Annotated in this window: 21 protein-coding genes; 14 read left to right on the top strand and 7 right to left on the bottom strand. The window is 69.7% G+C overall.

Features of this window, described 5'->3' with window-relative positions; genetic code table 11:
• Positions 1 to 11: 11 nt before the first annotated feature.
• Together ACQEVS_RS27545 and ACQEVS_RS27540 are read right to left on the bottom strand one after the other, a co-directional pair.
• Positions 12 to 1,421 (bottom strand): MFS transporter, encoded by a 1,410-nt coding sequence (locus tag ACQEVS_RS27545; protein WP_433027948.1) that lies wholly within the window; start codon positions 1,419 to 1,421, stop codon positions 12 to 14.
• A 269-nt stretch (positions 1,422 to 1,690) separates the two neighbouring features.
• Entirely contained in the window at positions 1,691 to 2,746 is a 1,056-nt protein-coding gene (locus tag ACQEVS_RS27540; RefSeq protein ID WP_433024572.1) for an Lrp/AsnC family transcriptional regulator, read from the bottom strand.
• A gap of 98 nt (positions 2,747 to 2,844) precedes the next feature.
• Here ACQEVS_RS27540 and ACQEVS_RS27535 point away from each other — a divergent pair, with 98 nt between their 5' ends.
• Complete coding sequence (locus ACQEVS_RS27535; RefSeq protein WP_433024570.1) at positions 2,845 to 3,573, top strand: SDR family NAD(P)-dependent oxidoreductase; 729 nt, start codon at positions 2,845 to 2,847, stop codon at positions 3,571 to 3,573.
• Positions 3,574 to 3,617: 44 nt separating this feature from the next.
• On the opposite strand, the gene ACQEVS_RS27530 is transcribed toward ACQEVS_RS27535, so the two are convergent.
• Both ACQEVS_RS27530 and ACQEVS_RS27525 read right to left on the bottom strand, forming a co-directional pair.
• A complete protein-coding gene (locus ACQEVS_RS27530; protein WP_433024568.1) occupies positions 3,618 to 3,818 on the bottom strand; it encodes a hypothetical protein in 201 nt (66 codons plus the stop codon).
• A complete protein-coding gene (locus ACQEVS_RS27525; protein ID WP_433024566.1) occupies positions 3,812 to 4,030 on the bottom strand; it encodes a hypothetical protein in 219 nt (72 codons plus the stop codon). The genes ACQEVS_RS27530 and ACQEVS_RS27525 overlap by 7 nt, the downstream gene beginning before the upstream one ends.
• A 391-nt stretch (positions 4,031 to 4,421) precedes the next feature.
• On the opposite strand from ACQEVS_RS27525, the gene ACQEVS_RS27520 reads away from it, so the two are divergent.
• From ACQEVS_RS27520 to ACQEVS_RS27485, 8 genes are all read left to right on the top strand, one after another.
• Complete coding sequence (locus ACQEVS_RS27520; protein WP_433024564.1) at positions 4,422 to 5,378, top strand: helix-turn-helix domain-containing protein; 957 nt, start codon at positions 4,422 to 4,424, stop codon at positions 5,376 to 5,378.
• The gene (locus ACQEVS_RS27515; protein WP_433027946.1) at positions 5,329 to 5,466 is read left to right on the top strand and encodes a DUF397 domain-containing protein; all 138 of its coding nucleotides are present in this window, start codon (positions 5,329 to 5,331) and stop codon (positions 5,464 to 5,466) included. Before ACQEVS_RS27520 ends, ACQEVS_RS27515 begins: the two co-directional genes overlap by 50 nt.
• Before the next feature lie 14 nt (positions 5,467 to 5,480).
• Positions 5,481 to 5,675 carry a DUF397 domain-containing protein gene (locus tag ACQEVS_RS27510; protein WP_433024562.1) on the top strand — a complete coding sequence of 65 codons (195 nt, stop codon included), beginning with the start codon at positions 5,481 to 5,483 and terminating at the stop codon, positions 5,673 to 5,675.
• Between the two features lie 287 nt (positions 5,676 to 5,962).
• The gene (locus tag ACQEVS_RS27505) at positions 5,963 to 7,378 is read left to right on the top strand and encodes a family 2B encapsulin nanocompartment shell protein (RefSeq protein ID WP_433024560.1); all 1,416 of its coding nucleotides are present in this window, start codon (positions 5,963 to 5,965) and stop codon (positions 7,376 to 7,378) included.
• Between the two features lie 82 nt (positions 7,379 to 7,460).
• Positions 7,461 to 8,876, top strand: coding sequence for a family 2 encapsulin nanocompartment cargo protein terpene cyclase (locus ACQEVS_RS27500; protein ID WP_433024558.1), 1,416 nt, complete (start codon positions 7,461 to 7,463; stop codon positions 8,874 to 8,876).
• 15 nt (positions 8,877 to 8,891) lie between these two features.
• Positions 8,892 to 9,767, top strand: coding sequence for a geranyl diphosphate 2-C-methyltransferase (locus ACQEVS_RS27495; RefSeq protein ID WP_433024556.1), 876 nt, complete (start codon positions 8,892 to 8,894; stop codon positions 9,765 to 9,767).
• Positions 9,768 to 9,883: 116 nt separating this feature from the next.
• A complete protein-coding gene (locus ACQEVS_RS27490) occupies positions 9,884 to 10,915 on the top strand; it encodes a terpene synthase family protein (protein ID WP_433024554.1) in 1,032 nt (343 codons plus the stop codon).
• Positions 10,916 to 11,012: 97 nt separating this feature from the next.
• Positions 11,013 to 11,540, top strand: a complete 528-nt coding sequence (locus ACQEVS_RS27485; RefSeq protein WP_433024552.1) for a hypothetical protein — start codon at positions 11,013 to 11,015, stop codon at positions 11,538 to 11,540.
• A gap of 244 nt (positions 11,541 to 11,784) precedes the next feature.
• Here ACQEVS_RS27485 and ACQEVS_RS27480 read toward each other — a convergent pair whose 3' ends face one another.
• The 3 genes from ACQEVS_RS27480 to ACQEVS_RS27470 all read right to left on the bottom strand — a co-directional run bounded on the left by ACQEVS_RS27480 (position 11,785) and on the right by ACQEVS_RS27470 (position 14,194).
• Positions 11,785 to 12,759, bottom strand: a complete 975-nt coding sequence (locus tag ACQEVS_RS27480; protein ID WP_433024550.1) for a cupin domain-containing protein — start codon at positions 12,757 to 12,759, stop codon at positions 11,785 to 11,787.
• A 26-nt stretch (positions 12,760 to 12,785) separates the two neighbouring features.
• The gene (locus ACQEVS_RS27475; protein WP_433024548.1) at positions 12,786 to 13,694 is read right to left on the bottom strand and encodes a zinc-binding dehydrogenase; all 909 of its coding nucleotides are present in this window, start codon (positions 13,692 to 13,694) and stop codon (positions 12,786 to 12,788) included.
• Between the two features lie 218 nt (positions 13,695 to 13,912).
• Positions 13,913 to 14,194 (bottom strand): hypothetical protein, encoded by a 282-nt coding sequence (locus ACQEVS_RS27470; RefSeq protein ID WP_433024546.1) that lies wholly within the window; start codon positions 14,192 to 14,194, stop codon positions 13,913 to 13,915.
• A gap of 449 nt (positions 14,195 to 14,643) precedes the next feature.
• On the opposite strand from ACQEVS_RS27470, the gene ccrA reads away from it, so the two are divergent.
• Genes ccrA through ACQEVS_RS27445 form a run of 5 tightly spaced genes read left to right on the top strand, consistent with a single transcriptional unit; the run spans position 14,644 to position 20,704 of the window.
• Positions 14,644 to 15,981, top strand: coding sequence for a crotonyl-CoA carboxylase/reductase (gene ccrA, locus ACQEVS_RS27465; protein WP_433024544.1), 1,338 nt, complete (start codon positions 14,644 to 14,646; stop codon positions 15,979 to 15,981).
• Positions 15,981 to 18,008 (top strand): protein meaA, encoded by a 2,028-nt coding sequence (locus ACQEVS_RS27460; RefSeq protein ID WP_433024542.1) that lies wholly within the window; start codon positions 15,981 to 15,983, stop codon positions 18,006 to 18,008. Before ccrA ends, ACQEVS_RS27460 begins: the two co-directional genes overlap by 1 nt.
• Positions 18,005 to 18,979, top strand: a complete 975-nt coding sequence (locus ACQEVS_RS27455; protein WP_433024540.1) for an HpcH/HpaI aldolase/citrate lyase family protein — start codon at positions 18,005 to 18,007, stop codon at positions 18,977 to 18,979. The genes ACQEVS_RS27460 and ACQEVS_RS27455 overlap by 4 nt, the downstream gene beginning before the upstream one ends.
• A gap of 5 nt (positions 18,980 to 18,984) precedes the next feature.
• Positions 18,985 to 19,497 (top strand): MaoC family dehydratase, encoded by a 513-nt coding sequence (locus ACQEVS_RS27450; protein ID WP_433027943.1) that lies wholly within the window; start codon positions 18,985 to 18,987, stop codon positions 19,495 to 19,497.
• Position 19,498: 1 nt separating this feature from the next.
• On the top strand, positions 19,499 to 20,704 hold the full coding sequence (locus ACQEVS_RS27445; RefSeq protein ID WP_433024538.1) for an acyl-CoA dehydrogenase family protein: 1,206 nt from the start codon (positions 19,499 to 19,501) through the stop codon (positions 20,702 to 20,704).
• The last annotated feature ends 133 nt before the right edge of the window (positions 20,705 to 20,837 follow it).

The raw sequence follows: 20,837 nt of genomic DNA, 5'->3' as shown, positions 1-20,837 counted from the left end.
GCCCCCCGTGGTCAGGTCCCGCCGCCCCGCGAGCGTGCGAGCTCCGCCGCCTCCTCCCGCGTCGACACCGACGGCGGCGAGCCCTCCAGCGGTCGGCCGGCCGTTTCCTTCATGCAGGCCACCGCCGCCACGCCGACGAGGGCCGCGCCGGCCGCGTACCAGGCGGGGGCCAGGTCGCTGCCGGTGGCGTGGATCAGGCCGGTGGTGATGAGGGGGGTCGTGCCGCCGAAGAGGGAGGTGGAGAGATTGTAGCCGATGGAGAGGGAGCCGTAACGGACGCGGGTGGGGAACAGTGCGGGGAGGGCGGCCGACATCGTGCCGAGCAGGCAGACGAGGGAGAGGCCGAGCAGGAGCGTTCCGCCGAGGACGGCGACGACGCTGCCCTGTCCGATCAGCAGGAAGGCCGGCACCGACAGGATGACGAAGCCGCCCATGCCCGTCATGAGGAGCGGCTTCCGGCCTACGCGGTCGCTGAGCCGGCCGACCAGCGTGACCACGCACATCAGCAGCAGCATCGTCACGATCAGGACGGCGATGCCGTGCGCGTCGTCGTACCCCAGGCGGTCGGTGAGGTAGGTGGGCAGGTAGGAGAGCAGCATGTAGTCGGTGATGCCGTAGGCGCCGGCCAGGACGACGCACAGGGTCAGCCGCGACCGCTGCGTCGCGAAGATCTCCCGCAGGCCGGCCGCTTTCTCCCGGTACCCGGGGCGGTTTTCGGCCTCCTCGGTCAACTTGCGGAAGGCGGGGGTGTCCTCCAACTTCAGCCGCAGGTACAGGCCGACGAGGCCGAGCGGTCCGGCGACGAGGAAGGGGACGCGCCACCCCCACTCCCGCATCCCGTCGCCGCCCAGCCACATGCCCATGAGGGTGACGAGCCCGGCGGCGCCGACGTAACCGGCGAGGGTGCCGAATTCCAGGAAACTGCCGTAATAGCCACGGCGTTGGTCGGGCGCGTACTCCGCGATGAAGGTGGACGCGCCGCCGTATTCGCCCCCGGTGGAAAACCCTTGCAGCATCCGGAAGACGATCAGCAGCACCGGGGACCAGAACCCGATCACCGCGTACGACGGGATCAGTCCGATGGCGAATGTGCCGGCGGCCATCAGCACCATCGTCAGCGCGAGTACCCGTTTGCGGCCGACGCGGTCGCCGAGCGGGCCGAAGAACAGCCCGCCGAGCGGCCGGACGAGAAACGCCACGGCGAAGGTGGCGAGGGACGACAGCAGCCGGACCGCGTCATTACCGGAGGGGAAGAACACGTCACCGATCGTCACGGCGAGATAGCTGTAGACGCCGAAGTCGAACCACTCCATGGCGTTGCCGAGCGCCGCCGCCTTCACCGCGCGTCTGACCAGCCGCTCGTCCGTGACGGTGATGTCCGTGCGCGTGGGGTCCGTGCGCGTGGTGTCCGTGCGGGTGATGTCCCCAGCCGTCCCGTCCTCCGTGGCCGTGCCGCCCACGACCGTGTCGTCCGTACGCCGCCCGTCTGGTGTGTGCCGTCCTCCGGCCGCCGTCCGATCACTGCCGTCGCGCCGGACCTCGACGCTGCCGCCTCCTGACAAGGCTCGGTTCCTTTCCCGCGGTGGCGCGGGCCCGGCAACAGGCGTTCCCCGCACGGGGCCCGATTTCGCGGCGCGCCTTCACACCGGGCGGGCCCGCGAAACGGCCGGTGGCCGAATCGCGACGCAGATCACGTTCGGGTCCGGGCGCGGTGCGGTCCGGCGAGGCGCTCGCCGGATACGAGCGTGCCCGCCTGCTTTACGTGTCGCAGGACCGGTGACACCTCCATGCTCTGTAGTCCCGGCAGGGCCCCGATGCGGTCGGAGGTGAATTCGAAGAGTTCGTCGAAATCCCGGCAGTGGGCGACGGCATGGACGTTGTACGGGCCGGAGATGGCCGCCGCGAAGGCGATCTCGGGCTCTCGTGCCAGCGCGCGCCCGGCGTTCTTCACCTCCGACGGATGCACCCGCAGCCACAGATTGGCCCGCGCGTGGAAACCGAGCGCTGCCGGCGCGATCTCGACGTCGATGTACACGACACGTTGCCGGAGCAGGGTGCGGAGGCGGCGGGAGACGCGGCCCGGGGTGGAGTCCGCCGCCGCGGCGAGGCCGACGAGACCGGCGCGGCCGTCCACGGCGAGCGCGCCGAGCAGCCGCTCGTCCTCGGTGGTGAGGCGTACGGGGTCGCCGGCGACCACCGGGGACTCCGTGAACGGAGGATCCTCGCCGCCGGCGAGCGCGGCCTCCTGCTCCGGGGACAGCGTGCCGTGGAGCGCCGCCCAGTAGTGGCCGCGGCCTCCCATGAACTGGCGCAGCATGGCATAGGCGTTGATGTCGAGCACCGCGGCGGTGCGCGGAAGCCGTTGACCGAGCAGTTCCTCGCGCCGCGCGCGGTCCCGCGACTGGGTCGCGCACGTGACCTCGGAGCCCGCCGCGGCCACGGCCACCCAGTTGACGTCGTCCCGCTGGGCGAGCGCGTCCGCGATGGCCTCGACGCTGCCGGGCCGGCAGCGCAGCCGCACCAGCCACCTGCTCTGGCCCAGCGCTCCCGGGTTCACCACACCGGTGACGCGGATGACGCCCTCGGCGCACAGGCGGCGGTACCGGCGGTTGACGGTGCTCTCGGTGAGGCCGAGCGCGGCCGCGATCGAGGCGTAGGAGGCTCGCGGAGCGACCTGGAGTGCGCGGATGATTCGGACGTCGTCGGGCTGGATCGCGAAGGATTCGGATACAGAGGCACCTTTCACAGCGGGAATCCTACGAACCCGCCCGTCCGGACCGTCCCCGGAGCGGCAAAGCGAGCAGACTCCCTCCATACCGCCGAAGAACGGGAGATCACCGGCGCATGTCATCAACCAGCAGCACAGAGCAACCCACGCCGACCGCCCTTGTCATCGGAGCCTCGCGCGGCCTCGGCCACGCCATGGCGGCCGAACTCGCCCGGCGCGGCTGGAACGTCGTCGGCACGGTCCGCGACACCGCCGCGCGGACGCCCCTGCACGAACTCGCCGACCGTGCCGACGGCCGCGTCACCATCGACCGCCTCGACGTCAACGAGCCCGGCCACCTGCCGCCCCTGCGCGAGCGCCTCGCGGAGCGGGCCCCGTTCGACCTCCTCTTCGTCAACTCCGGCATCGCCGGCAACGAGTGGACGCCCATCGGTGAGGTGGCGACGGACGACTTCGTCGAGGTGATGACCACCAACGCCCTCGGCCCCGTGCGCGCCATCGAAGCACTCCAAGACCTCGTGTCCCCCACCGGCCTCATCGGAGCCATGTCCTCCGGACAGGGCAGCATCACCGACAACACGACCGCCGGCCGCGAGCTCTACCGGGGCAGCAAAGCGGCGCTGAACATGTTCGTGCGCGGCTTCGCGGTCCGGCAGGCCCGGACCCACCCCCGGCGCGGCTTCCTCCTCCTGGCGCCGGGCTGGATCCGCACCGGACTCGGCGGACCCGACGCGCCGTTCACCGTCGAGGAGAGCGCCCCGCTCCTCGTGGACGTCCTCCTGTCCCGGCTGGGCACCCCCGGCCTGACGTACCTGGACCGCTCGGGCCGTACGGTGCCCTGGTAGGCCGCACCGGCCCGCACCTTTTGGAAGCGGCTCGCCGCCTGTCCTCACCCGCCGGACGAGCCGGCGGGGCCCCACCGCCGTCCCCCGTGGTCCCGGCGGACGTGCTCCGCCCGGTTGGCGGCGTACTGGGCCCGTTGCTCCTCGGCGGCGGCCCGCTCCCAACGGTCCGGCGCGGAGCGCACCCGCGCCTCCGTCCTCCCGATCACGGCGTCCCACCACTGGCACGCCTCGCACGGCGTCACCATGGACGTCCCTCCTTGTTCAGCTTGTTCACGCGAGCGCGCAGCCTGTCGGTGGCGGTGGCCCGGCGGTACCGCGTCGGGTGCCAGGTGCGGCCGCCTTCCGGTGGACGGAGGGTGATCCGGCGGGTGTCGTGGTCCCAGCCGACGACGACGCCGACCCGGTCGCGTTCGGTGTCCAGGATCAGTTCGAGTGGCTGGGGGATCCAGTCAGCCACGATGCGCCTCCGCGTGCTTCAGGCTCTCGCGGCGCAGCCGCTCCACGCGGGGCCAGTCGCCCGCGCGCTCGGCGGCGCGCCGCGCGTCGGTGATGCGGGTGCGCGGTGCACGGCGCTTGGGGATTGGGGACGAGCGCGTGCCCCAACGACGTGTGCGTCACGCGGTGCCCTCCACCGGGCCGGCGGCCGCCGTCAGCCGTGTGCGGTGCGGCGGCCTTCCGCCGACGTCACGGTGGTACGTGAACTCGATCATCTGTGCGCCTTCCCATGTACAACGGGACGCAACTGCACGCCCCACCAGGAGAGTTGCGCGGGTCACAATGGACACGCAACACTTCGTGTCGTGCCAGTGACGCACTGACACGACACGTGATCATGGGTTGGAGGGGGCATGTCCGCCCGCAACGCCGCCAGTTCCGCCCCGGGAGGGCGCCGCGCGTTTGGCCAACTGCTCGCCCACTACCGGCGGGCAGCAGGAGAAACACAGGAATCACTGGCCCCGCAGATCCTCTGCGAGCGGTCGGTACTGAGCCGGATCGAGACCGGCGATAGGGTGCCGAGCGAACCACTGGTGAAGAGGTGTGACAAGACACTGAAGACTGGTGGTGCGCTGTACAAGTTGTGGCGGGAGACGGATTGGTATCCCGACGAGGCGTTCCCGGACTGGTTCAAGCGACGCAGGGAGATGGACGCCAAAGCGGTGGCGATCCGAGAGTTTCAGACGCAAGTCATGCTGGGGTTGTTGCAGTCCGAGGGATACGCACGCGCACTCTTCTCACGCGGCAAGGATGTGACGGAAGCACCGCTGATCGAGGAGCGAGTCCGCGCCCGCCTGGGCAGGCAAAAGCGATTTTTGGACGCCTCCGGCCCTCTCCTCGTTGCCGTGCTGGACGAGAGCACGATTCGCAACGTGATGGGGAATACGCAAGTGATGTACGAGCAGTGCGCTTTCTTGCTGAAGGTCGGGAAACTCCCGAACATCCGCATTCAGGTAGCACCCGCTCGCGACCCAGGACTCATCCGCCCCAAAACGCCGCTGTCCATCATCCACCTGCCTGACGGACACCAGTGGGTGTACACCGAGTCCCTGGAACGCGGACATTTCAGCGATGATCCGGCAGTCGTCGCCCACCACTCACGCGCCTATGATGTCCTGAGGGCTGACAGCCTGTCAGCGAGCGATTCCGCCGCGTTCATCAGAGATGCGATGGAAGAGTACGGGAGAGGCCATGAGACTCGCTACAAGCGTCACACGTTGGGTGAAGAGCAGCTACAGCGAACAGGACGGCGGCAACTGCATCGAAATCGGCCTAGGTACCCCCGGATCCACCCCCGTCCGGGACAGTAAAACACCGAACGGTCGCCTCCTGCGGTTTCCCACAGCCGCTTTCGCGGGGTTCATATCCTCTCTCAAGAGCGGAAGCCTCAACCCCTGACGGAAGGCACCGACATGGATACATGGGTCAAGAGCAGCTACAGCGACCGTGACGGCACAAACTGTGTCGAATGGGCCCCTAACTCCGCAACGTCCGGCGTCATCCCCGTCCGTGACAGCAAGCGCCCCACCGGCCCCACACTGCACATCCCCGCGAACGCCTTCGCGGACCTCGTGTCCGCCATCAAGGGCGGCGCCCTCAGCGTCTAGCCTGCACGGTGCGAACTGCCTGATCCTGTCCCCGACTTGCCGTCTCGACCGACGAGCACGGAGTGGCCGGGGACGGATCACGGTCAGATAAACCGCATTCGAAAGATAATCACCGCTTCGAAGGAAACTGCTGGGCTGTCCGTGCCGGTCGACTCGCCCGGCCATTACCTTGCTGCTGGCGGATGGATCGCCGCAATCACCCTCCCTGCCGGCCGGATCCTCCGCGTCTCCGTATCGGCGCACACGTGTGTGCCGGCCACCCGGCCACGCAAGGAGCAGCCACCCCGATGACCGTGGACAGCAGCCCGGAAAGCGAGGCCGCACCGGCCGCACCGCAGCAGTCGCTGAGTACCGACGCCGCACGCAACCTCACCACCATCACCAAGTCCGCCCCGCAGATGCAGGAGATCACCTCCCGCTGGTTGCTGCGGATGCTCCCCTGGGTCGAGACCACGGGCGGCACCTACCGGGTCAACCGACGGTTGCGTCATACCGTCGGCGACGGCCGCATCGAGTTCGTGCAGGAGGGTGCCACGGTCCGTGTGATCCCCCGCGAGCTCGGCGAACTGGCCCTGCTGCGGGGCTTCGATGACGTGAACGCCCTCACCGCTCTCGCCGCTCGCTGCGAACAGCGGGACTTCACCGCCGGTGAGGTCATCGTCGAACGCGGCGGCCCGGCGGACCGGATCCATCTGATCGCGCATGGGCGTGTCCGCCAGTTCGGTGAGGGCAAGTACGGCGGAGAGACCTCCATCGCGGTGCTCGCGGACGGCGGCCACTTCGGTGAGAACGCCCTTGTGGACCCCGACGCCCGCTACGACTACACGGCCACCGCCGAGACCTCCGGCACCCTTCTCACGCTCTCCCGTGCGGACTTCGCCGCCGTGCAGGACTCCGTGCCCGGTCTTCGCACCCACGTCACCGAGTTCCTTTCCGCCGCGCAGCGACGGCAGAACAAGCACGGTGAGGCCGAGATCGCCATGTCGGCCGGGCATGTCGGCGAGGCCGATCTGCCGACTTCCTTCGTCGACTACGAGCTCAATCCGCGTGAGTACGAACTGTCGGTCGCGCAGACCATTCTGAGGGTCCACACGCGGGTCTCGGATCTCTTCAACGGACCGATGAACCAGACCGAGGAGCAGCTCCGGCTGACCATCGAGGCGTTGCGCGAGCGCCAGGAGTACGAGCTCGTCAACAACCGTGAATTCGGGCTGCTGCACAACGCCGACTTCAAGCAGCGCATCCAGCCCCACTCCGGCCCGCCGACCCCGGACGACATGGACGATCTGCTCTGTCGCCGCCGTGGCACCAAGTTCTTCCTCGCCCACCCGCGGACGATCGCCGCGATCGGACGCGGCTTCAACGCCTGCGGGATCTACCCGGACCACGTCGATCTCGGCGGACAGTCCGTCCCGGCCTGGCGCGGGGTCCCGATCCTGCCCTGCAACAAGATCCCGATCAGCAACGAGCAGACCAGCTCCATCATCGCCATGCGCACGGGCGAGAAGAACCAAGGGGTCATCGGCCTGTGGCAGACAGGGCTGCCGGACGAGGTCGAGCCGGGCCTCTCGGCGCGCTTCATGGGCATCAACGAGCAGGCGGTCGTCTCGTACCTCGTCAGCACGTACTACTCCGCCGCGGTGCTCGTACCCGACGCGCTCGGGGTCATGGAGAACGTGCAGATCGCCCGCGGACGCGACTGAGGGCACGCACGCCGCGCACTGCGGGCCGGCCCGCCCGTCCACGCCGCACGAGCGCCCACCCCACCGCAACGAGGAGTAGCAGATGCCCGATCCCGGGCCCCCCGGCCCCTCCGTCCCCGCGCAGCCGTCGAGGCCGGCCGGCCCAGTGTCGGACGTCCCCACGACGCCCGCCCCGCCCTCCGTACCCGCCGCCGGACCCACCGTTCGGCAGGTCCTGGGCGGGCCCACCGGGCTGGGCACGACGTCGCTGTCCCTGGCGGGCCGTTCGCAACCGGCCGTCGTGCCTCCGCCGCCTTCCCCGCCTCCGCCTCCCTCTCCCCCGCCGGTCACCGGCGCGGGAGCGGTCGCACCATCCGGACCGGTAGCCGAACCGGTGGCCGGACCGGTAGCCGAACGGCTGGCCGACCCGGGTCCTCGACGGATCCTGGGAGGGCCGAGCGGCCTGGGCACCGCCGCACTGGCCCTGGCCCTCACCTGTCGTCGGCCACCGTCGGAGCCCGCCCCGGCCCCGCCCGCCGAGGGCCAGGCCGTACCCGGCCTGTACCACCATCCCGTCCCGGAGCCCGACCCCGTCCGCGTGGAGGAGGTGAGCCGCCGGATCAAGCGCTGGGCCGAGGACGAGGTCCGGCTCTACCCCGAGGAGTGGGAAGGCCAGTTCGACGGCTTCTCGGTCGGGCGGTACATGGTCGGCTGCCACCCCGACGCTCCCACGGTCGATCACTTGATGATCGCCACCCGGATGATGGTCGCGGAGAACGCCGTCGACGACTGCTACTGCGAGGACCACGGCGGCTCGCCCGTCGGCCTCGGTGGACGCCTCCTCCTGGCACACACCGCGCTGGATCCGCTCCACACGACCCCGGAGTACGCGCCGGCGTGGGGGGAGTCGCTCGGCTCGGACGCTCCGCGGCGCGCCTACCGCAGCGCGATGGACTACTTCGTCCGCATGGCCACGCCCTCCCAGGTCGACCGCTTCCGCCACGACATGGCCCGGCTGCACCTGGGCTACCTGGCCGAGGCCGCCTGGGCCGAGACGGACCACGACCCGGAGGTGTGGGAGTACCTGGCCATGCGCCAGTTCAACAACTTCCGTCCCTGCCCCACCATCACGGACACCGTCGGAGGCTACGAGCTCCCGGCGGACCTGCACGCACGCCCGGAGATGCAGCGGGTCATCGCGCTGGCCGGGAACGCGACCACCATCGTCAACGACCTGTACTCCTACACCAAGGAACTCGCCAGCCCCGGCAGGCACCTGAACCTGCCCGTGGTCATCGCCGAACGCCGGCAGCTCTCGGAGCGCGACGCCTATCTCAAGGCGGTCGAGATCCACAACGACCTCATGCACGCCTTCGAGGCGGCAGCGGCCGAACTCGCCGCGGACTGCCCGCTGCCCAACGTGGTGCGCTTCCTCAAGGGCGTGGCCACATGGGTCGACGGCAACCACGACTGGCACCGCACCAACACCTACCGCTACAGCCTGCCCGACTTCTGGTAAGGAACGGATACCTCCATGACCACGGAAATCATCCCCACCGCCGCTGCGAAGATCCCGGCCCCGGCGACCCCATACCAGGGGGACATCGCCCGGTACTGGAACAACGAGGCGAGGCCGGTGAACCTGCGCCTCGGTGACGTGGACGGGCTCTACCACCATCACTACGGCATCGGCGCCGTCAACCACGAAGCGCTGGGCGACCCGGAGCACAGCGAGTACGAGAAGAAGCTGATCGCCGAGCTGCACCGGCTGGAGTCCGCTCAGGCCGACTTCCTCCTGGACCACCTCGGCCCCATCAAGACCGACGACATCCTCGTCGACGCCGGCTGCGGGCGCGGCGGATGCATGGTCATGGCCCACCGGCGCTTCGGCTGCACCGTCGAGGGCGTCACCCTGTCCGCCACCCAGGCCGACTTCGGCAACGGGCGGGCCCGGGACCTGCGGATCCAGGACCACGTGCGCTCCCGCGTGTGCAACATGCTCGACACCCCCTTCGAGAAGGGCAGCGTGGCCGCCTCGTGGAACAACGAGTCGACCATGTACGTGGACCTGCACGACCTGTTCGCCGAGCACTCCCGCTTCCTCAAGGTGGGCGGCCGGTACGTGACCATCACCGGTTGCTGGAACCCCCGCTACGGCCAGCCGTCGAAGTGGGTCTCCCAGATCAACGCCCACTTCGAGTGCAACATCCACTCCCGCCGTGAGTACCTGCGGGCCATGGCCGACAACCGGCTGGTGCCGCAGACCGTGATCGACCTGACCCCCGACACCCTGCCGTACTGGGAACTGCGGGCCACGTCCTCGCTGGTCACCGGGATCGAGGAGGCGTTCATCGAGTCGTACCGGGACGGCTCCTTCCAGTACGTGCTGATCGCGGCCGACCGCGTCTGAACCGGCGGCCCCTCAGGAGCCCTCCCATGGCGGAGAGACTCCCGACCGGAGTCGCACTGCAGTGCCAGGGGTGAACCCTGGTGTCGCGGCGGCCGGGCACGGGCAGCACATCGGCCATGAGTTCCCTGCCGCAGCCGCGGTTCCACATGCCGTTCGAGTCCCGGCTCAATCCTCATGTCGACCAGGCCCGCGCTCATGTCAGGGCCTGGGCCCGGCAGATGGGCATGTTCGACGAGGCGTACGCGGAGTGGCCGGACAGGTGGAGCGAGGACAAGTTCGACCAGGCCGACTTCCCGTTGTTCATGGCCCTGACCCACCCCGACGCCGACGCCCGTGAATTAGAGCTGGCCACCGACTGGCACGTGGCCCTGTGGTTCGTCGACGACTTGTTCCTGCCGCTCTACCGGCGCGACCACGACCAGGAGTCGGCCGCCGCCCAGGTGGACCGGCTGATGCTGTTCCTGCCGCTGGACGGACTGCCCCGGCCGTCGCTGGTCCCGGACAACCCCGTGGAACGGGCCTTCGCCGATCTGTGGACCGGCACGGCGGCCACCATGAGCCTGCTCTGGCGCGACCGGTTCACCGGCAGCGTACGGCGCTTCCTGGACGGGGTGTTGTGGGAACTCGACCACGTCGACCATGCCGTGGCCGACCTCATCGAATACCTGGGAGCCCGGCGCGACTTCGGCGGTCTGCAGTTCACCGCCGTGCTCATGGAGCACTCGATGGGTGAACTCCCTCCGGACGTGCTGCGCCGCAGGGAGTTCGGCACCGCCGTCGACGCGTTCGTGGACGCCATCAGCCTGCACAACGACATCGTGTCCTACGACCGGGAGGTCGACGAGGGCACGGTGGGAAACAACGGCGTCGAGGTCGCCCGCACGGCCCTCGGGCTGGACCGGCGCGACGCCTCCGCCCTCATCAACGATCTGCTGACCGCCAGGGTCGACACCCTGGCCGGGGCCCCGGCGGCCGTACCGCCCGAGGCCGCACGGTTCGTCACGTCGCTGCAAGAGGCGCTGGCGGGCTCGTACCGCTGGCACGAGCTGACCGGCCGCTTCGGCCGGGAAACGGCCGACACCCTCGGCAAGCCGCGCGGCCTGGGCACCTCGGCGGTGTACGCCTTCCAGGGAAGTTCCTTGGCCTGAGCGTCACACTGGGGTCCAGGCGGCACAGAAGCCGACAGCAAGAGCCTCGTCCACCGCATGACGGACGGGGCTCTTCCGTGCGCGACGGAGGACACCCATGGACCTCAGCTCAGTGATCATCGCCGTGGCCGGCATGGCGGGCACCCTCGGGGGTTCCCTCCTCACGCAGCGCCGCGCCGAGCGCGCCAGACGCCGCGAGATACAGCTCGTCCGCGCACACGACGAGGAGCGCGAGAACCTCGCCCTCCGCCGCACGTGCTACACGGAACTCAACCGCGACGCCCGCCAGTTCACCACCGCCCTCAACCGCCACCTGCACATACTCCGTGAACACGGCACGGCGGACGACGCCGACAAAACGGCCCTGGACGAGGCCAAGGCCGCGTTCCGCGACCGGTACTCCGAGGCGCAGATGATCGCGCCGGAGGAGGTCCTCGGCCCGGCGCACACCGTCAACAAGGCCCTCAGCCGCGTCTACGGCCACGTCAAGCGCCTCGAACGAGGCGAACCCGAACCAGGCGAGACCCTCGCCTCCGCGTCCCGCGCCCAGCATGCCGTCCGGGACCTCCTACGCCCCATGCGCACCGCGATGCGCCGCGACCTCGGGGTCTCGCAAGACGACTGAACAAGGGGTGAGGCGGCGGAACCACCGGTCGGGAAAGCCGGTCAGGAACCACTGCCGGAAGGGATCAGGCGGCGGGCTCACCGGTCGTCGGCGCGTTGGCGGTGCGGGTCGTCGGCCCGGTGCGGCGGCTCGCGGGTGTGGGGATGGTGATGTCGCGCATGAGGAGGAGTGCCGCGACGGCGGCATTCGGTACAAGACCGAGGGGCGACCGTCGGTCGAGGCCGGATGAGGCGCGCCGCCCTTATCAATCCGCCCGGACCGCGCTTGTGCTCATGTGCCGCCGGGGATCGCCCGCCTGCGGTCGCTCGCGGAGCCGGGAACGGTACTCACCCGGGGGCATGCCTCGGGCACGTCGGAAGGCGCGGCTGAAAGCGTGCGGGGAGGCGTAGCCGACGGCACCGGCGATCGACTCGACGGGCTCGTCGGTGTCGCGGAGGCGGACGGATGCCAGGTCCATGCGCCACTGCGTCACGTACGCGCCCGGGGTCTGTCCGAGCGCCGAGCGGAAGTGTCTGGACAGTGTCGTTCGGGAGACCGCCGTCGCGGCCGCCAGGGATGCGGTGGTCCAGGGGTGTTCCGGCCGGGCGTGGATGCGTGCCAGGGCGTCGCGCACGACCGGATCGCGCATCGCGGCCGGCCATGAGCCGGTCCGCTCCTGCGGGTGGCGGGCCAGCCAGACGCGTATGAACTGGATGAGCAGGAGGTCGACGATGCTGTTGACGGCGGCGGTGGTGCCGATCTGCGGCTGTGCGAGCTCGGCCGTGAGAAGTTCGACGGTTTTGTGGAGCTGCGCGTTCTCCCGGCTTGTGACGTGCATCGGCCGGGGGAGGGCGGTGAGCACCGGCGTGCTCACCTGCGGGTCCTGCTCGTAGCGCAGGACGAGCACTTCCGTCTGCGCCGGCGCCGAGCCCAAGTGCAGGGCGCTGCCGTCGGTGAGGGCCTGGTTCGTCGCCTTGCGGTCACAGGGACTCAGCGGCGTACCGGGCCCGGCGGCTATCCCGTGGGCGGTGCCCGGTGCCAGCAGGACGGCGTCCCCTGCCCGTACCTCCATGGGGCTCCCGCCCGGGAGGTGGAGCCACAGCGTGCCACGGGAGACCACGTGCACTGCCGCTGCCGGGGAGGACTCCAGCCACAGGCCCCAGGTTCCTCCGGCCTTCAGCACGACCCCGAGCGCGCCTCGCGCACCCGATACACGCAGGGCCTGCGCCAGTACGTCCATCGTTCCGTCCTCGTCGTCGGCGGGTGTCAGGCCACGTCGAGAACGATCTTTCCGTGCACCTTGCGCGCGAACAGTGCCCGGACGGCGTCGTCCACGTCCTGCCAGTCGCCTCGCAGTCCGACCGGTGCCGAGAGCCTCCCGGCGGCCATGAGGCCCAGCAGGTCCGTCAGTTCCCCGCTGGTCGGCGTCATGTCGCCGTAGGTGGCGATGGTGCGGGGTTCGCCGAAGCCGAACAAGGTCCCTGACGGGAACGTGGTGTCCTGCCCCGCGGAGTATCCGACCAGGTGGAGGGTGCCGCCCTCGGCGAGGCGACTCCACGCCTGGGCCACCAGCGGCCCGCCGACCGTGTCCAGGACGAGGTCGAACCGGCGCTCGGTCTGGGCCAGGTCGGTCAGGACCTGGTCGGCCCCGAGTTCACGGAGGCCGGCGGCCCGTTCCGGCGAGCCCACCAGTGCCGTCACCCGGGCGCCCGCCAACGCCGCCAACTGCACGGCGAAGTGCCCCACGCCCCCGCTGGCACCGGTGACCAGCACGTCGCGCGCCAGCAGGGAGCGCTTGCGCAGCACCCGCAGCGCGGTGACTCCCGCGATCCCCAGCGCGGCAGCGTCGGCCAGATCCACGCCCTCGGGGACGGTGCCGAGCGAGGCGGGGCGGACTGCCACGCGCTCCGCCCACGCGTGGGCGGACATCCCCAGCGCGACGCGCGTCCCTTCGGGTGGCCCCGAGCCGTCGGACGCGGCACGCACCACGACGCCGGCCGCGTCGTGACCGTGCACAGCGCCGGCCGGCCACCGATGCAGATAATTCAGTTCTCCGAAGTTGAGACCGATATGCCGTATCTCGACCAACGCCTCGTCGCCGGACGGCACGGGCTCATCGACATCGGCGAACCGGACGGGTCCGGCCTCGCCGTGATCGACCACAAGGGCGCGCATGGGTGTGTTTCCTTCTCTCGAGGATGCGCCCGCACACGCGGCGCGGCGGTGGACGGAATGCGCGAATGTCGCGCAGTGCCGCCTCCCTGAGAAACCCTATGCAGGACCAGCGCGGTGACCAGTCCCATGAGAGTCGATCAGTTGACGATCTGTATCAGTGCGGCTCGCGCGCGGCGTCGAACCAGAGACCGTCGAGCCCGCCGCGCCCGGCCTGGAAATCAACCGCTGCGCGTCGCCCAAACCTCGACATACGGCCCCGGATCCACCCCGTCGACCGTGAAGCCCGCGCCGGCCACCGCGGCGGCGAACTCGTCCGGGTTCCAGACCCTGTACCACCGCCGGCCGTCGGGTTCGTCGAGCCAGCCCGTCCGGCCGTCGGCCTTCAGGCACGCGTACAGGCGGCCCCCGGACCGCAGCAGTCGGGCGAACTGCCCGAACACGTCCACCACATCCGCGGTGTCGAGGTTCCGCCCGCCGGGGAACGTGGTGCTTGACGTCATTCCCCCATCCTGGGCCGCCCGACCCCTCACCGACCAGCGGTGGAAGCCGAAGGGGAGCAAGCTCATACGCTCCCGGTCCGGGGTCCGGCGCGCGCCCGTCCGGAGCGGCCGTCGGCCGCGGAGGAAGCCGCGGGACGGGAACACTTACCGCTCATCTGTGAACCCCGGTGACAGATGTCTCAAATTCATGGCACCGAGTGTCTTGTCGAGTGGCACGGCGTGCCATACCTTGATGGCGTCCGGGCGGCCGGCGCACAGACCACAGCGTCGTGTGCCGGCTGTCCCCACAAGCACCACTTGTGCGCCCGGACCGCCTGCGTCACCAGGCACACGTACCGCCTGCGCGGCCACCCCGCGCGCTCCCGCGCCACCCACCGAACCGACGGCCCCATCCCCCGACGTTCCCTCAAGCCGTTTCCCCGAGAACGCGCTTCGCCGGAGGCACTACCGTGAACCAGATACTCGACGCCATCCTCTCGCCCGACACCACGGGCGAGGACTTCGCCGCTCTGCCCATCCCCGAGTCGTACCGCGCGGTGACCGTGCACAAGGACGAGGCGGAGATGTTCGCCGGGCTGGAGACCCGCGAGAAGGACCCGCGCAAGTCCCTGCACGTCGAGGAGGTGCCGGTGCCCGAACTCGGGCCCGGCGAGGCGCTGGTGGCCGTGATGGCCAGCTCGGTGAACTACAACTCCGTGTGGACCTCCATCTTCGAGCCCGTCTCCACCTTCTCCTTCCTGGAGCGCTACGGCCGGCTCTCGCCGCTCACCGCGCGCCACGACCTGCCGTACCACGTCATCGGCTCCGACCTCGCGGGCGTCGTGCTGCGCACGGGCCCCGGCGTCAACGCCTGGAAGCCGGGCGACGAGGTGGTCGCGCACTGCCTCTCCGTCGAGCTGGAGTCGGCCGACGGGCACAACGACACGATGCTGGACCCGCAGCAGCGGATCTGGGGCTTCGAGACCAACTTCGGCGGCCTGGCTGAGATCGCGCTGGTGAAGTCCAACCAGCTGATGCCCAAGCCGGACCACCTCAGCTGGGAGGAGGCCGCGGCCCCCGGCCTGGTCAACTCCACCGCATACCGGCAGCTCGTCTCGCGCAACGGCGCGGGGATGAAGCAGGGCGACAACGTGCTGATCTGGGGCGCGAGCGGCGGACTCGGCTCGTACGCCACGCAGTTCGCGCTCGCCGGCGGCGCCAACCCGATCTGCGTCGTCTCCAGCGAGCAGAAGGCGGAGATCTGCCGGCGGATGGGCGCCGAGGCGATCATCGACCGGAACGCCGAGGGGTACCGGTTCTGGAAGGACGAGCACAACCAGGACCCGCGCGAGTGGAAGCGGTTCGGCAAGCGCATCCGCGAGCTGACCGGCGGCGAGGACGTGGACATCGTCTTCGAACACCCGGGCCGGGAGACGTTCGGCGCTTCCGTTTATGTGACGCGCAAGGGCGGCACGATCGTCACCTGCGCCTCCACCTCCGGCTACGACCACCAGTACGACAACCGCTACCTGTGGATGTCGCTGAAGCGGATCGTCGGCTCGCACTTCGCCAACTACCGCGAGGCGTGGGAGGCCAACCGGCTGGTCGCCAAGGGGAAGATCCACCCGACGCTGTCGAAGACCTACCGGCTGGAGGAGACCGGCCAGGCCGCGTACGACGTCCACCGCAACCTGCACCAGGGCAAGGTCGGCGTGCTGGCGCTGGCCCCCCAGGAAGGCATGGGCGTGCGCGACGAGGAGCTGCGGGCCCGGCACATCGACGCCATCAACCGCTTCCGGAACGTCTGATGGGCGGCGACGGGACGAGCGGCCGGCAGAAGGACCGTCCCTGGCTGATGCGGACGTACGCCGGCCACTCCACCGCCGAGGCGTCCAACGAGCTCTACCGCCGCAACCTCGCCAAGGGCCAGACGGGCCTGTCCGTCGCGTTCGACCTGCCGACGCAGACCGGCTACGACCCGGACCACGTCCTCGCCCGCGGCGAGGTCGGCCGGGTCGGCGTCCCGGTCTCACAACTGGGCGACATGCGCCGGCTGTTCGAGGGCATCCCGCTGGAGCGGATGAACACCTCCATGACCATCAACGCCACCGCCATGTGGCTGCTGGCGATGTACCAGGTGGTCGCGGAGGAGCAGGGCGCCGACGTCACCACGCTCCAGGGGACGACGCAGAACGACATCGTCAAGGAGTACCTGTCGCGCGGGACGCACGTGTTCCCGCCCGGTCCGTCGCTCCGGCTGACCACCGACATGATCGCGTACACGGTCGCGCACATCCCCAAGTGGAACCCGATCAACATCTGCAGCTACCACCTCCAGGAGGCGGGGGCCACGCCCGTCCAGGAGATCGCGTACGCCATGTCCACCGCCATCGCGGTGCTGGACGCGGTGCGCGACTCCGGGCAGGTGCCGGCCGAGCGGTTCGGGGACGTCGTCGCCCGCATCTCGTTCTTCGTGAACGCGGGCGTCCGCTTCGTCGAGGAGATGTGCAAGATGCGGGCGTTCGGCCGCATCTGGGACCGGGTGACCCGGGACCGGTACGGCATCGAGAACGCCAAGCAGCGCCGCTTCCGCTACGGCGTCCAGGTCAACTCCCTCGGCCTGACCGAGGCGCAGCCGGAGAACAACGTCCAGCGGATCGTCCTGGAGATGCTGGCCGTCACCCTCTCCAAGGACGCCCGCGCCCGCGCCGTCCAGCTGCCCGCCTGGAACGAGGCGCTGGGCCTGCCGCGCCCCTGGGACCAGCAGTGGTCGCTGCGCATCCAGCAGGTGCTGGCGCACGAGAGCGATCTGCTGGAGTACGAGGACATCTTCGCCGGGTCGCACGTGATCGAGGAGAAGGTGGCCGGGCTGGTCACCGACAGCCTCGCGGAGATCGACCGCATCCAGGAGATGGGCGGCGCGATGGCCGCCGTCGAATCCGGTTACCTCAAGGCCCAGCTCGTCTCGTCGCACGCCGAGCGGCGGGCGCGGATCGAGTCGGGCGAGGAGAAGATCGTCGGGGTCAACTGCTTCGAGACCACCGAGCCGAATCCGCTCACCGCCGACCTCGACACCGCGATCATGACGGTGGACCCGGACAACGAGGCGCGGGTGGTCGCGTCGCTGCACCGGTGGCGGGACGACCGGGACGAGTTCCGCGCCCAGGAGGCGCTGTCCGTCCTGAAGAAGACCGCCGCCGGCTCCGAGAACCTGATGCCCGCCACCCTGGAGTGCGTCCGCGCCGGGGTGACGACCGGGGAGTGGGCCTGGGCGCTCCGCGACGTCTTCGGCGAGTTCCGCGCCCCGACGGGCGTCAGCGGCGCGCCGCTGGCCGTCACGGCGGAGGCGGGCACTCCGCTCGCGGCGGTCCGCGAGAAGGCGGCGCGGACGGCGTCCGAGCTCGGGGCCGGCCGGCTGCGGCTGCTGGTGGGCAAGCCGGGCCTGGACGGGCACTCCAACGGCGCCGAGCAGATCGCCGTACGGGCCCGCGACGCCGGCTTCGAGGTGGTCTACCAGGGGATCCGGCTGACCCCCGAGCAGATCGTCACGGCCGCCGTCGCGGAGGACGTGCACTGCGTCGGCCTGTCCATCCTCTCCGGCTCGCACGCCGAGCTCGTCCCCGACGTGCTGGCCCGGATGCGGGCGGCGGGGGCGGGCGAGGTGCCCGTGATCGTGGGCGGGATCATCCCGTCCGCCGACGCCGCCGCGCTCCGGGAGGCCGGGGTGGCGGCGGTCTTCACCCCGAAGGACTTCGGTATCACCGAGATCATCGGCCGTATCGTCGATGAGATCCGCACAGCGAACGCGCTCGACCCCCTGGAGGTCTCCGCATGACCGGCACCCCCCTCACCGTCAACAGGCTCCGCCCCCGCCGCTCCTGCCTCGCCGTCCCCGGCAGCAACCCCCGCTTCCTGGAGAAGGCCCAGGGCCTCCCGGCGGACCAGGTCTTCCTCGACCTGGAGGACGCCTGCGCGCCGATCGCCAAGGAGGGCGCCCGCCACACGATCGTGGACGCGCTCAACAACGGCGACTGGACGGGCAAGACCCGGGTCGTGCGCGTCAACGACTGGACCACCCACTGGACGTACCGGGACGTCGTCACGGTCGTCGAGGGCGCCGGCCCGAACCTGGACTGCATCATGCTGCCGAAGGTCCAGGACGCCCAGCAGATCGCCGCCCTGGACCTGCTGCTGACGCAGATCGAGAAGACCATGGGCTTCGAGGTCGGCCGGATCGGCATCGAGGCGCAGATCGAGAACGCCAAGGGCCTGGTGAACGTGGACGCCATCGCCGCCGCGTCGCCGCGCATGGAGACCATCGTCTTCGGGCCGGCCGACTTCATGGCGTCGATCAACATGAAGTCCCTGGTCGTCGGCGAGCAGCCGCCCGGCTACGGCGCCGACGCCTACCACTACATCCTGATGCGCATCCTGATGGCGGCCCGCGCCCACGACCTCCAGGCGATCGACGGCCCCTACCTCCAGATCCGCAACCCCGAGGGCTACCGCGAGGTGGCGGCGCGCTCGGCGGCGCTGGGCTTCGACGGCAAGTGGGTGCTGCACCCGGACCAGGTGGCACTCGCCAACGAGATCTTCTCGCCGTCGCAGGAGGACTACGACCACGCCGAGCTGATCCTCGACGCCTACGCGTACTACACCTCGGAGGCGGGCGGCGCCAAGGGTTCGGCGATGCTCGGCGACGAGATGATCGACGAGGCCAGCCGGAAGATGGCGCTGGTGATCGCGGGCAAGGGCCGTGCGGCCGGCATGTCCCGTACGTCCAAGTTCGAGATCCCGGAGGCGTGACCGACATGCAGTTCGGCCGGACCTACGAAGAGTTCACCGTCGGCGACGTCTACAAGCACTGGCCCGGGAAGACGGTCACCGAATACGACGACCACCTCTTCTGTCTGCTCACGATGAATCATCACCCGTTGCACATGGACAGCAACTACGCGGAGCGGACGACGGATTTCGGGAAGAACGTCGTCGTCGGCAATTACGTCTACTCGCTGCTGCTGGGAATGTCGGTACCGGATGTGTCGGGCAAGGCGATCGCCAACCTGGAGGTCGAGTCGCTGAAGCACGTGGCGCCGACGTTCCACGGCGACACCATTTACGGCGAGACGACCGTGCTGAACAAGACACCGTCGAAGTCGAAGAGCGACCGCGGGATCGTGTACGTCGAGACCCGCGGCCACAAGCAGGACGGCACGCTCGTCTGCGTCTTCCGGCGCAAGGTGATGGTGCCCACCGCCACGTACATCGAGGAGCGCGGCGGCGAGCAGCCCGGCCGCCCCGAGCCGATCGTCCGGGAGAAGTGAGATGGGCCGCCTCGCACAGACCGAGGGACTGACGGACGTCCAGCGGGAGATCCTCGCCACGGTCCGGGACTTCGTCGACAAGGAGATCATTCCGGTCGCGACGGGCCTGGAGCACCGCGACGAATATCCGACCGAGATAGTCGAGGGCCTCAAAGAACTCGGCCTGTTCGGGCTGATGATCCCGGAGGAGTACGGCGGGCTCGGTGAGTCGCTTCTCACATACGCGCTCTGCGTGGAGGAGATCGCCCGCGGCTGGATGAGCGTGTCGGGGATCATCAACACCCATTTCATCGTCGCCTACATGCTCAAGCAGCACGGTACGGCCGAGCAGCGGGAGTACTTCCTGCCGCGGATGGCGACCGGCGAGGTGCGGGGCGCGTTCTCGATGTCCGAGCCGGGGCTGGGTTCCGATGTGTCGGCCATCACGTCGAAGGGCGTCCGGGACGGGGACGAGTACGTCCTCACCGGCCAGAAGATGTGGCTGACCAACGGCGGCTCGTCGACGCTGGTGGCGGTGCTCTGCCGGACGGACGAGGGGCTGCCGGAGGGGTCGGCGCCGCACAAGTCGATGACGACCTTCCTGGTGGAGAAGGAGCCCGGGTTCGGGCAGGTCAGGCCGGGTCTCACCATCCCCGGCAAGATCGACAAAATGGGCTACAAGGGCGTCGACACCACCGAACTGATCATGGACGGCCTGCGGGTGCCGGCCGATCGCGTCCTGGGCGGCACCACCGGGCGCGGCTTCTACCAGATGATGGACGGCGTCGAGGTCGGCCGCGTGAACGTCGCGGCGCGTGGCTGTGGCGTCGCACAGCGTGCGTTCGAACTGGGCGTCGCCTACGCGCAGCAGCGTCACACGTTCGGGAAGGCCATCGCCCAGCATCAGGCAATTCAGTTCAAGTTGGCTGAAATGGGGACAAAGGTCGAAGCGGCCCATGCGATGATGGTGAGAGCCGCCCGCACCAAGGACTCCGGTCAGCGCAACGACCTGGAGGCCGGGATGGCCAAATACCTCGCCTCCGAGTACTGCAAGGAGGTCGTGGAGGACGCCTTCCGCATCCACGGGGGCTACGGCTTCTCCAAGGAGTACGAGATCGAGCGCCTCTACCGGGAGGCCCCGATGCTCCTGATCGGGGAGGGAACGGCCGAGATCCAGAAAATGATCATCGGTCGGCGACTCCTGGAGGAGTACCGAATTCAGGGGTGAAGCAGTAGGAATTGTCCGAAATGAGGGGCTTTCGTAGAGGATTTGTCGAGAAGTAGATCACACTCTGTCATCGATGTCCGGCCATCTACTGGCCCTGGCGCTTAGCCAGTTGTCGGTCGCAACCGATAGCATC

This window comes from Streptomyces sp. CA-181903 (assembly GCF_050937075.1).
In the GTDB taxonomy this organism is placed as follows: Bacteria; Actinomycetota; Actinomycetes; order Streptomycetales; family Streptomycetaceae; genus Streptomyces.
This window is presented reverse-complemented; position numbering and strand designations above follow the sequence as displayed.